The organism is Solidesulfovibrio carbinolicus (genome assembly GCF_004135975.1).
Taxonomy (GTDB): Bacteria; Desulfobacterota; Desulfovibrionia; order Desulfovibrionales; family Desulfovibrionaceae; genus Solidesulfovibrio; species Solidesulfovibrio carbinolicus.
On sequence record NZ_CP026538.1, the window covers coordinates 1116562 to 1130870 of the forward strand.

General features: G+C 69.5%; 10 protein-coding genes. 7 read left to right on the forward strand and 3 right to left on the reverse strand.

The annotated features are described in order from the left end of the window. Positions 1–41: 41 nt before the first annotated feature. Positions 42–1025, reverse strand: a complete 984-nt coding sequence (locus C3Y92_RS04905; RefSeq protein ID WP_129350042.1) for a hypothetical protein — start codon at positions 1023–1025, stop codon at positions 42–44. Positions 1026–1251: 226 nt separating this feature from the next. On the opposite strand from C3Y92_RS04905, the gene ybgF reads away from it, so the two are divergent. From ybgF to C3Y92_RS04940, 7 genes are all read left to right on the forward strand, one after another. Further along, positions 1252–2535: a tol-pal system protein YbgF gene (ybgF, locus tag C3Y92_RS04910; protein WP_129350045.1), complete on the forward strand. Its 1284-nt coding sequence runs from the start codon at positions 1252–1254 to the stop codon at positions 2533–2535. After that, on the forward strand, positions 2532–3926 hold the full coding sequence (gene dprA / locus C3Y92_RS04915; protein WP_129350048.1) for a DNA-processing protein DprA: 1395 nt from the start codon (positions 2532–2534) through the stop codon (positions 3924–3926). The genes ybgF and dprA overlap by 4 nt, the downstream gene beginning before the upstream one ends. Before the next feature lie 8 nt (positions 3927–3934). Beyond that, positions 3935–4363, forward strand: a complete 429-nt coding sequence (locus C3Y92_RS04920; protein WP_015862045.1) for a hypothetical protein — start codon at positions 3935–3937, stop codon at positions 4361–4363. Beyond that, complete coding sequence (locus C3Y92_RS04925) at positions 4356–5195, forward strand: HDOD domain-containing protein (protein ID WP_129350051.1); 840 nt, start codon at positions 4356–4358, stop codon at positions 5193–5195. The genes C3Y92_RS04920 and C3Y92_RS04925 overlap by 8 nt, the downstream gene beginning before the upstream one ends. 21 nt (positions 5196–5216) lie before the next feature. Next, entirely contained in the window at positions 5217–6176 is a 960-nt protein-coding gene (locus C3Y92_RS04930; protein WP_129350054.1) for a GGDEF domain-containing protein, read from the forward strand. Next, entirely contained in the window at positions 6151–7152 is a 1002-nt protein-coding gene (locus C3Y92_RS04935; protein ID WP_129350057.1) for a tyrosine-type recombinase/integrase, read from the forward strand. The genes C3Y92_RS04930 and C3Y92_RS04935 overlap by 26 nt, the downstream gene beginning before the upstream one ends. Before the next feature lie 147 nt (positions 7153–7299). Then, positions 7300–7800 (forward strand): hypothetical protein, encoded by a 501-nt coding sequence (locus C3Y92_RS04940; protein WP_129350060.1) that lies wholly within the window; start codon positions 7300–7302, stop codon positions 7798–7800. A gap of 256 nt (positions 7801–8056) precedes the next feature. Here the strand turns inward: C3Y92_RS04940 and C3Y92_RS04945 are convergent, their stop codons facing one another. Next, complete coding sequence (locus C3Y92_RS04945; protein WP_129350063.1) at positions 8057–11047, reverse strand: PD-(D/E)XK nuclease family protein; 2991 nt, start codon at positions 11045–11047, stop codon at positions 8057–8059. Then, positions 11020–14202 (reverse strand): UvrD-helicase domain-containing protein, encoded by a 3183-nt coding sequence (locus C3Y92_RS04950; protein ID WP_129350066.1) that lies wholly within the window; start codon positions 14200–14202, stop codon positions 11020–11022. Before C3Y92_RS04950 ends, C3Y92_RS04945 begins: the two co-directional genes overlap by 28 nt. Positions 14203–14309: the final 107 nt, after the last annotated feature.

Below are 14309 nucleotides of genomic sequence, written 5' to 3' on the forward strand. Positions count from 1 at the left end.
CCCTGCCGTGCCGTGTTGGCGACGGCGTGGCGACAGCCCGGTTACGACATGGCCGGCAGGGCGGCGGCGGCCGGCGCGGCCGGGAGCAGCATGGTCAGATTCGGGGCAATCAGGCTGGCGGCCACGGCGCACAGCCCGATCAGGGCCAGGACCGCGCCGAAAAAGCCGGCCACCAGCAGCAGCTTGTGGCGCAGGGCGTTTTCCTGAGGCATGACGAAGCCGAAGCAGACCAGGGCCAGCAACAGCCCGGTGCCGTAACTCCCCAGGGACATGGCCAGGGTGGTAGTCAGCTCGCCGGCCAGGGGTAAAAGCCCCAACCCCAGCCAGGCCACGCCGGCCAAGGAGAGCAGCAGGCCGCCAAAGGCGAAGCGCGCGGTCAGGCGCATGGTGAAATTGTAGTAGTCGCGCCCGAAATCGTCCCGGTCGCGCCGCCAGACCAGCCAGGCAGCGGTGTAGGCCCCGGCCAGGCCCACCGACAGGGGCAGCCCCGTGGCCAGGAAACGCCAGAAAAGCGAATTGCCCGGCGGCAGCAGGAAGACGGCGTCGGTGGCCGGGGCCAGCCCCAGGGCCAGGGGCCGCGAGGCGGCCAGGCCGACGTAGAAGGCGGCCCACAACAGCAGCGTGGCGGAGAGGCCGATGAGTCCGTGCAGGGGCTTTTGGGTCTTGAAGCGCTGCCAGGAGCCGCGATAGGTCAAAAAGGCGGTCGCGCCACCGAGCACCGTGGCGGCCACCGCGCCAAGGGGCAGGGGCAGACCAAGGTAGTAGGGCGCTTTGGCCGGGGCCAGGAACCATACCGCCGCCAGCACGGCGGCCAGGACGCAAAACAGCCACAACCCGCCAAGCAGGGCAAAGGTGGCGGCCTGCTGGCCGAATTTGTCGGTGAAGATCTTGAGGCGCTTGACCTTGCTTAGGCCCACCACCGACGTGATGGAAGGGATGGCGGCGGCGGCCAGAGCCAGGCCGAGATGCACGGCGAAAAGGACCATGACCGCCCAGAACACGGTGATGCGGACAGTCTCGGGCATGGGGCGTCTTCTCCTTGCGGCCTGGGGTTCGTTGCCTGCCGGCGCGGCGCGCGCGGCGCGGCGCGCCAGCGGCTTTGCAGACGGCTTGTGCCCTAATTCCGCTAAAGATGCAACAAAACCGGCCGACTCCGGGGCCGGGTTCCAGAATCGGCTTGCGAAAACCGCGCCTGTCACGTAGTTTCTTTCCAAATATGAAAGGTCTTGCAGCGTTAGGATAACCACGGCGATGAAACGACGCTCCCTGTCCCTGGCGGCGTCGGCCATGATGCTGGCCGGCGGCCTGCTTGCCGGCTGCGGCCCGGGCAATACCCTGGCCGTGGGCAAGGGCAGCGACGACTTTCGCCTGCGCGCCGTGGAATCCTCCTTGCAAAAAGCCCAGGACGAACTGAAGGCCATCGCCGGCCGCCAGCAGCAAAACGACGGCCGTTTGGCCGAAATCCAAAAACAGATCGCCGCCCTGCGGGCCAGCCTCGAAGGCCAGGGCCTCAAAATACCGGCCGGGGCCTCGCGCGGCAGCGCGCTCGGCCAGGGCTTTGCCCATCCCGAAGCGGCCCTGGGCGGCCCCGGCCAGGAACGCCCGGCCGAGGGCACGGCTTCCGGCGCGCCCGAGCGGGGAGCCGAGACGGCGGCCCCGCCCCAGGCCGCCGCCTCCTCCCTGCCCGCGTTCCCGGCCGTCGGCCCTGGCCCGGAATCGGCCGGACCGCCGGCCGGTCTGCCGCCAAGCGCCGTCCGTCCGTCCGCGCCGCCCCAGACCGCTTCCACCGCCGCTTCCGCCGAGGCCTACGGCAAGCGCGGCCTGGGCCGGGTCGGGCCGGCCGCCGCGCCGGCCACCCCGGAGGCGGCCATCGCCGCCGACCGCCTGGAAGCCGGGCCGACATCCAAAGCCGCAGCAACGCCCCCGACGTCGCCGTCCCCGGCCGCTGCCCCGGAACCCCAGCCGGCCAAGGCCGAAGCTCCCGCCAAAGCCGAGGCCGCCGCCAAGGCCGAAAAACCGGCCAAGGCCGAGCCGCCGGCTCCTGCCCCGGCCGATCCCACCGCGCCGCCGGCCTCGGTCGCGCCGCCGCCGTCCGGCCCCCGGGAGCCCGCGCCCAAGGGCAGCGGCCCGGCCCCGAGTTATGCCGAAACAGCCAGTCCGGCCCAAAAAGCCGAATACAACCGGGCCTTGCAACTGGCGATAAACGGCCGCACCGCCGAGGCCAAGGCCGCCTTTGACCAATTTTTGGCCAACCACCCCAGCAGTCCGCTGACGCCAAACGCCCTGTACTGGGTGGGCGAGGGGGCCTTTGCCCAGGGCGACTACATGACCGCCATCGCTGATTTCGACAAAGTGGCCAAGGGCTGGCCCGGACACCACAAGGCGGCGGATTCGCTCTATAAAATGGCCATGGCCCAGGAAAAGGCCGGCAACATGGCCGCCGCCCGGGCCTCCCTGGAGCGCTATCTCAAGGACTACCCCAACGCGGAACTGGCCGCCGTGGCCCGCCAGAAGCTCCAGGCCCTGCCCAAATGACCGACTCCGCCGCTGCGCCGCCCCAGGCCGCGACCTGGGCCGACGACGACGCCTTTGTGGCCGAGTGCCTGGCCTGCCTGCGTCTGCGCCTGCAGCCCGGCATCGGGCCGCGCACCGTGCGCCGCATTTTCGACCGCTACGACGCGGCCGTGGCCGCCCTGGCCGACGCCCGGTCCTTCGGCCCCCAGGGCCTTTGCCCCGACGACGCGGCCGCCGCCCTGGCCCGGGGGCTGACCAGCCGGGCGGCCGAGGCCGAACTGGCCGCCGCCGCCGCCAAGGGCCTGACCCCGCTGCCGTACTTCCATCCCGCCTATCCCGCCAGGCTGCGCGAGCTGCCCGATCCGCCGGCCATGCTCTACGTCGTGGGCGACGCCACCTTGCTCTCCGGCCCGTGCGTGGCCATGGTCGGGGCCAGGCAGTGCTCGCGCTACGGCTTTGGCGCGGCCTTCGACATCGCCGCCGGCCTGGCCGGGGCCGGGGTCACGGTGGTTTCCGGGCTGGCCTACGGCATCGACCGGCAAGCGCATCTGGGCGGGCTTTCCGGTCCGGGCCGGTCCGTGGCTATCCTGGGCACCGGGCTTGATCTGGTCTATCCCGACGCCAACCTCGACGTGTGGCGGGAGCTGGCCGCCGGCGGGGCCGTGGTCAGCGAATTCGCTCCGGGCACGCCGCCCCGGGCAGCCAATTTTCCGGTGCGAAACCGCATCATCGCCGGCATGTCCCTGGGCGTCATGGTGGTGGAGGCGGCCGAGCGCTCGGGCAGCCTCATCACCGCCCGGCTGGCCCTGGAGCAGGGGCGCGAGGTGTTCGCCCTGCCCGGGCCGGTCAATCTGCCGACTTTTGCCGGCTGCCATGCGCTGCTCTCCCAGGGGGCCAGGCTGGTGCAGACGGCCGACGACATCGTTTCTGCCCTGGCCCGGGAGCTGGCCCCCTTTGTCGGCGCGCCGCGCCCCGTGCCGCCGGCCCGCGCGCCCCGTCGGGTTACGCCGCCGGTGGCGGCGTCCCAGGCGGCCCCGCCAGATCGGCCGGGCCTGCCGGGCCCGCCGGGTCGGCCGGTTCGGCCGGTTCGGGCCGGCCGGCCGGCCAAGGTCGCCAAGCCGTCCGCGCCGCTGCTGGCTGCCGCCCAGCCCAAGCGCGCCGCCGCCACGTCGTCGCCCGAGCCGTCCTCCGCCGCGTCGCCCAGGCCGGCCGCCGCGGCCCTGGCTCTCGCTCCCCTGGAGGCCGCCGCCCTGGCCGCCCTGGCCGATGGCCACAAGCGCCACATCGACGCCCTGGCCGCCGAACTGGCCGTGGCGGCCAAGGATCTCAGCAGCACGCTGGTGCTTCTGGAGATCAAGGGCCTTGTGCGGAAATGGCCTGGCATGTACTACAGCGGGGAAGCGCAAGGATAGTTTGACCCATGCAGAAAATCCCCCTGTCCCTGGCCAAGCCGGGCATGATCCTGGCAAAGCCCGTGGCCCGGCCCGACGGCATCGCCGTGGCCGCTGCCGGTTCGGAGCTGTCCCAGGGCATCCTCGACCGGTTCGATTCCATGGGCGTGAGCCACTTGGTGGTCGAGGGCGAGCCGGTCCAGCTCGACGGAGCACCGGGCGGCACCTCCTATGACAAGCGTCTGGAGCGGCTGGACTATCTTTTTCGCAAATTTCCCGACGACAAGTGGATGGGCCAGATCAAGCGGCTTTTCGACCACTATTTCCGCATGAAGGCCGCCGCCGTCGTGGCCATGGCCGAAGCGGCCAAGGCCGCCCGGGCCGCCGCCGTGGCCGAGCCTGCGCCCGAGGGCGAGGCCGCGACCGAAGCCAAGCCCAAGGATGCCCGCCATGGCTGAGGATCTGCGTACCGAACGCAAGGGCCGCATCCTGGCCGTGCGCGACCTGCCCACCTTGCCCAAGGTCCTCGAAGAGGTCTCCAAGCTCGTCGAGCGGCCGGACTCCACCACCGAACAGGTGGCCAAGCTCATCAGCATGGACCAAGTGCTTTCGGCCAAGGTCCTCAAGATGGTCAACTCGCCGGTCTACGGCTTTCCCGGCCGCATCAGCTCCATCGGCCACGCCCTGGTGCTGCTGGGCTTCAACGTCCTGCGCTCGATCATCGTCTCCACCTCGGTCTTCGAGGTCATGACCGAAAACATGGTCGGCCTGTGGGAGCACAGCCTGGGCGCGGCCATGGCCAGCGGCGCCGTGGCCCGGATGCTCAAGCTCAAGGACGCCGAGGAATACGCCGTGGCCGGGCTGCTCCACGATCTGGGCAAGGTGGTGGCCACGGTGCAGTTGCCCGACCTCAAGCCCGAGATCGAACGGGTGGTGGCCGAGCGCGACTGTTTCTACCTCGAAGCCGAACGCGAGGTGCTGGGTTTTGGCCACGACCGCATCAACGCCTGGCTGGCCGACCACTGGAAGCTGCCGGCCAACATCAAGGAAGGCCTGTCCTACCATCACAAGCCGCACCTGGCCCAGCTCTACCCGGAGATGGCCTGCGTGGTGCACCTGGGCGACTTTCTGGTGCGCTCCTTCGAATACGGCTTTTCCGGCGACGTGGGCGTCACCTATCTCCAGCCCGAGGCGCTCAAAATCCTCAAAATCCGGCCGGCCGATTTTGAAAACCTTCTCGATGAACTCAGCGGTCAGCTCGTGGAACTGGCCGATCTGCGCTTCACCTGATCCATCCCCCCCCCGAGTCCCATGGTTTCCGACGCGCTGTGCGCCTTCACCCGCACCCAGAAGATTCTGGTCTTAAGCCCCGACCCAACCCTGGCCCGGCTGTTTGACGCCGCCTTCACCCCGGCCGAGGCCGAGGTGACCATCCAGAGCCAGGGGCGCTACGCGGTGGAAACCCTTTTCACCGATCCGCCGGACATGCTCGTGGTGGACGCCGCCCTGGCCGACATCCCGGGGCCGACCCTGGTGACCATGGTCAAAAGCGAAAACGTCTACCGCCAGTTGCCCGTGGCCCTGATCATGGACGAAGCCGCCCTGGGGACGGACATCGACTGGTGCGCCGTAGAGGTGGACGAACTGCTCACGCGCCCCCTGACCTCGGCCATGCTGCGCGCCCGGGTCACCCTGGCCCTGGCCCGGGCCACACGGTCCCTGGACGCCAACCCCCTGACCAAGCTGCCGGGCAACACGTCCATCATCGGCCGCATCCAGGACCTCATCGACCGCAAGCAGGACTTCGCCCTGGCCTACGCCGATCTCGACTATTTCAAGTCGTTCAACGACAAGTACGGCTTTTCCCGGGGCGACGAGGTGCTCATGATGACGGCGCGCATCATCGTCAACACGGTGCGCTCCGTGGGCGGCCCCACGGCCTTTGTCGGGCATGTGGGCGGCGACGACTTCGTCTTTATCCTGGGCATCGACCGGGTGGAGGAGGCGTGCAAGGCCGTTGTGGCCAGCTTCGACGGCATCGTGCCGCATTTCTACGACGCCGACGACCGCGACCGGGGATTCATTCAGTCCGTGGACCGCGAAGGCCACCGCCGCAGCTTTCCGCTCATGGCCATTTCCATCGCCGTGGTCTTTAACCGCGACGGCCGACTCAAACACTTCGGCGAGGCCTCCCAGACGGCCATGACGCTCAAGAAGAAAGCCAAGGAAAACCCCAAGAGCTGCTATGTCCTCGACAAACGGCAGGGCTGATACAGGAGCTTCGCCGGCCCCTGCCGCATCGCCTCCCACGCCAAAGGGCGTGGACGAGTTTCTGACCGCCCTGGCCGCCGTCAAGGGCTACTCTCCGGCCACCGTGGCGGCCTACGCGGACGATCTGGCCCAGTTCGAGGCCTCTCTCGCCGGCCGGGGCCTGAGTCTGGCCACGCCCGAGGCCATCACCCGGGACCACGTGCGCGGCTTTCTGGCCGAGCTGCACCGCCGCCGCGCGGCCAAGTCCTCCATGGGCCGCAAGCTTTCCACCCTGCGCGGCTTTTTCAAATACCAGCTGCAAAAAAAACGCGTCGCCGCCGACCCCACGGCCGGCGTCAAAAATCCCAAGGCCGAACGGCGCGGGCCAAGGGCGCTCAACGCCGACGAGGCCGTGGCCCTGGTGACGCCGCCGCTCGCCGCCCCGGCCGCTGACGGCTCGGCCGCGTCCTGCCGCGACCTGGCCCTGGCCGAGCTGCTCTACGGCTCGGGGCTTCGTATAAGCGAAGCCCTGGGCCTGGACCTCGACGACCTGGACCTGTCCCAGGGCATTGTCCGTGTCATGGGCAAGGGCAGCAAGGAGCGCCTGGCTCCCCTAAGCGACGCCTCGCGGGAGCGGCTGCGGGACTATCTGCGCCGCCGGGGCGAACTCGGGCCGGGACCCATGGAGCTGGCCCTTTTTCTCGGGAATCGGGGCGGTCGCCTCGACCGACGCCAAGCGGCGCGCATCGTGGACGCCCTGGCCAAGGGCGCGGGACTGGCCCGCCACGCCCATCCCCACATGCTGCGCCACAGCTTCGCCACCCATTTGCTTGAATCCGGGGCCGACCTGCGCAGCGTCCAGGAACTCCTGGGCCACGCCCGCCTGACCACCACCACCCGCTACACCAGCCTCGACCTGGCCCGTATCGTCGGCATCTACGACAAGGCCCATCCCCGCAGCGGCCACAAGGACGAGGGCGACGACAACAAAAAATGACCCCCCGCCACGGCGGATCAGGCCTTTGCGACAGCGAGAAGCGCCGCTTGCCCGGACTCTCCTTGCCTTGAACCGGTTTTTGCCCTAGTGCAAAACCAAATACTCCCTGGACTGCATCCTGAAATTTTCAACGCAAGGAAGGCTTGTATGGTGCTGCGTGGCCTTTTGTCCTGCATTGTCGTGTTGACGCTGTTTGTCTCCGCCGCATCGGCCGGCTCATTCGATTGCGTCAAGCCGCCATACGGCAAGCCGTTCGCGCCGATAAACGAAGACGGCGCTTTCCAAAAGGTCAAGGAAGAGGGCGGCATCGCCTATTACAACTATACAGGTCCTTGCAAGATCGGCGTTTACGAACGCCTCACGCCGGTCATCGCCTACGGCGTGGTGGACGATAAGCTCTACAGCCGGGTCATGCAAACCGAAAACGACGATATCGACATCATCCGGCAGGTGACCACCAAGCTGGCCGGCACGCCAAAAACCACGGAAGAAGGTGACTGGACCGTCATGCGCTGGAATTTTCCGGAAAAGCAGATCAAGATGAAGCTCAAATACAACAACAAAACCAAAGCCACCAAGTCGGCGCTCTACTACGAACCCCTGCGCCCCGGCCAGAACAAAGCCAACCCCGAAGACCTGGACGATTAGTACTGGGACATGCCTCCGGCGGCCAGGAGAGGCGCTGCCTCTCCTGGACCTCTCCGCTGGGGGCCTGAGGCCCCCAGGCCCCCCCTTGTTCGACGTTCTCCCGTGTCTTCCTCGTATCCTTGTTGGGGTCGGTTTTTCGGTTTTCAAGCGGAGCTTGAAAACCGAAAAACCGACCCCAATCAGGGAGGGTCCGGGAGGGGGTTACCCCCTCCCGGCCGCCGGAGGCATTCTTCACTTCTCCCTAATTTTTCACTTTTCACAGCGCTCTACAGGCCTGTCGAAACTCGCAGTAGGGGCAGCGGTTGTTGTCTGGGCGGGGGCGGAAGCTTGGGGTATTGGCGAGGTGGCGCAGGATTGCGACCAGGAGCTGGGGGACGTGATGGGTGATGGCCTGGGCGCGGGTTTCGGGGTCTTGGCGCGGACCAAACAGCGGGCGTTCCTGCCCTTTGTCGCGCAGTTCCACCACGGCGGCGTCGGCCGGGGTTTCGCCGCGCGCGGCGTGGTGCAGCCAGCAGTAGAGCGGCAGCTGGACGCTGCCGGCCCGGGTGGCGATGTCCTCAAAAAGCGCGTCGTCGGCAGCCAGGGGATCGGCGGCCAGCCGGTCCCAGAGGTGGTCGTCGGTCCAGAAGCGGCCTTGGCCCTTGGGCGGCCGGCCGGTCTTGTAGTCGAGGATGACGACGCCGTCTTCGCGCTGGTCGATGCGGTCGGCCCGGCCGTAAAGGGGGAAGGTCCGGCCGCCGGTTTCCAGGCTGGCGGTCAGGTCGGTTTCCAGGGCCAAAATGGTGGTTCGGGGCGTGGCGGCCACGGCTTCGGCAAGCTTGGCCCGGCCGGTGCGGGCGAGCAGCAGTTGGCCGTCGGGCGGCAGGGCGGCGAAGGCGGCGTGGCCGGCCAGCCGGGACTCGAACAGGTCGGCCAGAGCCGTGGCGTCGAGGTCGGCGGCGTCAATGTCGCGGTTGAGATAGGGCGTGAAGAAGTCGCGCAAGACCTCGTGGACCACCTCGCCCACGGCTGCCCGGTCGCCTTCCTCGGCCACCTCGGCCAGGGGCGAGAGCGGCGACAGGTAGCGGTAGAAAAAGCGCAAGGGGCAGGCCAGGTAGGCGTCGAAAAAGCTGGCCGAGAGCTTTTGGGTTTCGAGATAGGCGGCCAGCCGGTCGGCCACTTCCCCGGTGACCGGCACGGCCGGGTCGCTGGCGGGGATGGGGCAGGGCGGCAGGCGCAGGATGGAAACCGGCGGCTCGCCGGGGCGCAGCACCCGGCCCAGGCGTTTTTCCTCTTCCCACAGGAGCTGCTCCACGAACCGGCTGCGGCCGGGCTTGTCCTCGAACAGCCCGGAGCCGGGCGAGCCGGTGCGGTAGAAGACCGTGATCTCCTCGGCCCCGAAAAAGAGCCGGTAGAGGTTGTAGGCGGCGACCAGATCGCGCTCCCGGGAGTCGGGCAGGCCCATGAGGCGGCGCAGGGTGTCGGGCAGCAGCGGATCGTAGCGCGGCGCGCCGGGCAGCTTGGCTTCCACGGCGTCGAGGAGGAACAGGCGCTTGAAGGATAACAGGCGCGTTTCCAGGACGCCCAGCACTTGCAGGCCGGTCAGCGGCTCGGCCTCGAAGGGGGCGCGCTCGTCGGCCAACAGCCGGCGCAGCAGGGCAAACAGCGTCGGGGCCGGCAGCGCGGCATCGGCCAGACGGCCGGAGGTCAGGGCCGGCACGATGCCGGCGGCCAACCGGAACAGGCACTCGGCGTCGATGAGAAACCGCTCCCAGGCGTCGCCGCAGTGTTCGGGGTCCAGCAGCAGATCGCACAGCCCGGCCAGGGCGTTGCCCAGGGCGCGGGGCGTGTCCACGGCGTCGAAGGAGGCCAGGCAGACGCCCAGCACGCGTCCGGCCAGGGCCAGGGCTTCGGGGCTTGGCGGCTCGTCGTCCTCGCCCCCGGCCAGGGGCAGGGCCAGGGGATCGACGTAGGCCCCGCCCTGGCGGATGGCCGCCTCCAGGCCGTGGAACACGGCCCGAAGCGGTTCGGCCGCGCCCAGGCGCAGCATCTTGAGATAGGGATGGCGCAACAGGGCAATCAGTTCGCGCCAGTGGTAGCGGCCGCGCTCCAGCCGGGTTTCCTGCAGGGCCAGGATGGTTTCCAGCAGCCGGGCCAGGGACGAGCGGGCCAGGGGATAGCCCATGGAGATGTTGACGTCGCGCCGGGGCAGGATGTGGAGCACGGGGCTTAAAAGCCCGGTGTCGGGCAGGACGATGGCCGTGGACTCCAGGTCCTGGGCGTCGTGAAGCGCCTCTTCCAGCCCCTTGAGTTCGGCGTGGAGGTCGTGGGCCTCGATGAAGCGCAGCTTTTTCGAGGACAGGTTGGCGGCGTCGGCGTCGAGCACCAGCGTCCCCCGCGTTGGATCGGCCTTGGCCTTGAGCTTTCGCGCCTTGCCGTCGCCCAGGACCACGGCCTTGGCTTTCCAGTCGTTAAGCAGGCGCTTGTGCTCGCGGCAGGCGAAATGGACCGGCCGGCCGCCGTCGGCCAGGGCCGGATCGGCGTGCCAGACCAGCTCCAGCAGCCCTTTTTTCCACAGCGTCTGCAAGAGCGTTTTTTCCGCTCCGGTCAGCACGGCAAAGCCGCAGGCGAAAAGGCGCTTGCCGGCGAAGCGCTCGGCTACGGCCGGGGCGTTTTCGGCGGCCAGGGCGGCCAGGAGTCCGGGCGTGCCCAGGCCTTCGTCCAGCAGGCGCTGCCGGTAACGGCGGTGGATGGCCCCCAGGCGTCCCAGCAGCGCCGCGGCCGGGGCCAGCACCTGGCCTTCCAGATGGGCCATGTCCTGGCCGTGGAGGCCCTGGCGGAACAGCTCCTCCATGATTTCGGCCAGCTCCAGGCCCCAGGGGAAAAAGTCCGTGATGTCGGCCGGGAAGGCTTCGTCCTGCGAAGCTGTGGCGGCGATGTCGCGCACGATGTCGTGGAGGATGGCCACCCGGTCCAGGGCGTCGAGCATGACCGGCGGGACCGGGGCGCAGTCGGCCCCCAGGGCGGCCGTCCATTCGCCGATGGCAGCGATTTCCGGCAGGAGCAGCGGCTTGGGCAGCCCGGGCAGCTCGGCCAGCCGGTCGCAGAGATGGCGGGCGGCCCGGCGCAGGGGGAAAAGCACCGCCACATCGGTGAAATCGCCCCCGGTGGCGGCGAGCAGCCGCCGGGCCAGGGCGGCGAAGAATTCCTCGGTCCAGGGGATGACGCTGACAGGGGCTTTCACGAGCGGATCTCCACGGGGCGGCATTCCCGGCGGTCGAGGTAGAGCAGGTAGCCGGCGGTCGGGGCCTCGGCCAGGCCCGGCAGGTGGCGGATAAGGCCGACGTAGCGGCGCACCTGGGCCTCGTGGTCAGCGGCCGGCCGGCCGGTCTTGAAATCGGCCACCAGGATGGCCTCTGGCGAGGCGGCAAAGAGGTCCGGCCGGTGGCGCGAACCGTCGGCGTCCAAAAGCTCGCGCTCGGGCAGCCCCGCGACAAAGGCCGGGCGCAGGGCGTCTAGGCCGGCCAGCCAGACCAGCATGGCGGCCAGTTCCGGGGCCAGGGCGGCCCGAAGGCCCGGGTCCAGCCGGGCCGGTCCCAGGGCCGTGGCCACGGCCCGGGCAGCGGCCGGGGCGGGAGCGGCCGGATCGAAACCGGCCCGCACAAAGGCTTCAGCGGCGGCGTGGGCCAGCTCGCCGCGCTGTTTTTCGGAAAAACGCATGGACTGACGGATGTCGCGGGCCACGTTGCGAAACACCTTGACCCGGGGCAGCCAGTCCATGGGCGGCCCGGGTTCCACCAATGCCGGCTCGGGCGGCGGAGCCGGGCAGGCGGCCGGGGCGGCGGCCGGGGTCTGCGGCGGCGCGCCGATGCGGATGGGGTCGCCGTCGGCCGGGTCACTACCCAGGCCGGCAAACAGCCCGGCCATGGCCCGGGGCAGGGGGTAGCTGGCCTTGTCGCGCAGCGGCCCATGGCCCGGGACAAAGGCGTGCAGCTCGATCTCGGGACGAGTCCAGGCCACGTAGAGCAGATGGAGCTGCTCGGCCAGTTCCCTGGCCCGGCGTCTGGCGTAGTCCAGGCCAAGGCCGGGCTGGTCCGGCACCAGCAGCCGGCCTTCGGGGAAATCGGCCGTGACCAGGGCCGGGTTTTTGTTGTCGGTGTGGAAGTGGTGGTAGGGCACGACCACGGCCGGGAATTGCAGCCCCTTGGCCTTGTGGATGGTCATGACCCGCACGGCCCCGGCGTTTTCCGGCTGGGGCACGGTCTCGCCCTCGCCCTTGTCGTTCCAGAATTCCAGGAAGGCGGAGATCGACGCCCGGCCGTCGTTTTCGGCCAGATGGGCGATTTCGAGGAACCGGCGGATGAAGGCCTCGTCGGCCGGCCGGCGTTCAATGAGCCGGTAGCCCGACACCACCGAGCGCAGGATGTCGTAGGGCGAGGCCACGCCGGACTGGCGCAGGTAGGGCCGGATGAGCCGCTGCCAGACGTCCGGCCAGCGGGCCTTGAAGGCCAGGGACAGCGAGGCCCGGCGGGGCAGCCCGGCCAGCCAGCCGGCCAGTTCCCGACGGTCGATGCCCGACAGGTCGCCAAAAAGCTCCTGGCCCGAGATAAAGGCCCAAAAGGCCAGGCTGTCCGGCGGATAGTCGAGAAACGCCAGCATGGCGGCCAGCTGGCCAATGAGCGGATGGTCGGCCAGCCGCAGGCTGTTCTCGGTCACCACCTCAATGCCGGCCGCCACCAGCCAGGCGGCGCAACGTGCAGCCTGCGGGTTGGTGCGGGTGAGCACGGCCACCCCGCCCGGGCCGTGGCGCGGGATGAGTTCGGCCTTGAGCAGGGTCAGCAGCGCCCCCCGGGCCGCATCGTGGTAGGTGTCCGGGTCTTCGGCGTTAAGGGCCGTGATGCGCACGTGGCCCTGGGGGCCGTGGTAGTCCGGCCGCACTTCCTGGGCCGCGCCGGCAAAGGCCCGGCCGATGGCCTCGGCCAGCTCCGGCGCGGCTGCGGCCAGCCCTTCGCCCAAAAGCGCCTCGGCGGTTTGTTGGGCTGCGGCCGGGTCGCTTAACTGCCCGAAAAACCGGTTGTTGGCCCCGACGATGGCTGGGGCGCTGCGCCAGTTGTGGGGAAGGGCGTCGAAGATCGGTTCGGCCACCTGGGTCAGCTCGGGATCGGCCGGGGCTTCGTCAAAAAGGGCGGCGTCGCCGCCGCGCCAGCCGTAGATGGCCTGCTTGACGTCGCCGACAAGGTAGAGGCTGCCGCCGCGCGACAGGCTTTCCAGGGCCAAAAGCCGCAGTACCTCCCATTGGCTTCTCGCCGTGTCTTGGAATTCGTCCACCAGGATATGGGCCAGCCCAGAACCCATGCGGCACCAGGCGTCGGGTACGCCGTCCTCGCCGGCCAGGCGCGCCGCCACAAGCCGCCCCCACTGGGACTGGGGCAGCATCCGCATCCGGGCCAGATAAGCCGGGAAATCGGCGGCCAGCCGCCGGGCCAGGGCCAGAAACGGGGCCAGCCGGCTGGCGGCCAGCAGCACCGGTCCCTGGCGGCGGCAGACGTCGTGGCTGGCGGTCATGGCGGCGTGGAGCCGGTCCAGGGCGGATGTAACCTTGTCGCGGGAGGCTTTGTTCAGGCACTCGGCCAGGGACGCCTTGGCGGCAAAGGCCGAGGAGGGCAGGGCGGCGGCGTTGTCGCAGTCCCGGCATTTGCGCAGAAACGTCAGGAAATGGGCGTTGCCGGACAGTTTTTCGGCCTCAATGGCCCGCAGCAGGGCGTCGGCGGCGTTTTGGAGTTCCCCCAGCCGCCGGGCCAGGCCCAGGCGCAGGGCTTCGGGGGCGGCATTGCCGCAGTCCGGGTCGGCCAGGAGCCGGGCGGCCACGGTCAGGAGCTGGTCGCGAAAGCTGCCGGTGGGTAGGAAATTTTTGGTGTGGTCAATAAGCGCCCCGGCCGCCTCGGAAAACTGGCGGGCCAGGGTCGGATCGGCCGGCAGGCCGGCGCACAGGCGCTCGTAGAGGTCGTCCAGGATGGCCCGGTCGTCAAAGGACGGCTCGAAATCCGGGCGTAGCCCCAGTTCCAGGGCAAAGACCCGGGCCAGCAGATAGAGCAGGCTGTCGATGGTGCGAATACCCAGGCGCTGGGCATGGACGAGCAGCGACTCCAGCTCGCGCCGGGCCGTGGCCCGCTTGGCGGGATGGACCGGGTTGGGATCAAGGGCCAGGCGCTTAAGCGCCTCAATGACCCGGTCGCGCATCTCGGCGGCGGCCTTGTTGGTGAACGTCACGGCCAGGATGTCGGGCACGGCGTAGGCCCCGTCGCCGGTGTCGCCGCAGGCTCGCGGCAGGTCGCGGCTGGCGCCGAGGACGAGATCGATGAAACGCCCGGTCAGGGCGTGGGTCTTGCCCGAACCGGCCGAGGCCTTGACCTGGATGAGCATGATGGGCGGCTCCTTGGGATGCTGCCCGGAGGGTAGCCGCAACCCGGCCGGGGCGCAACGCCGAGGGGCTATCCTTGCCGGCCGGCCCGGCCCCAGGCATGGTGAGG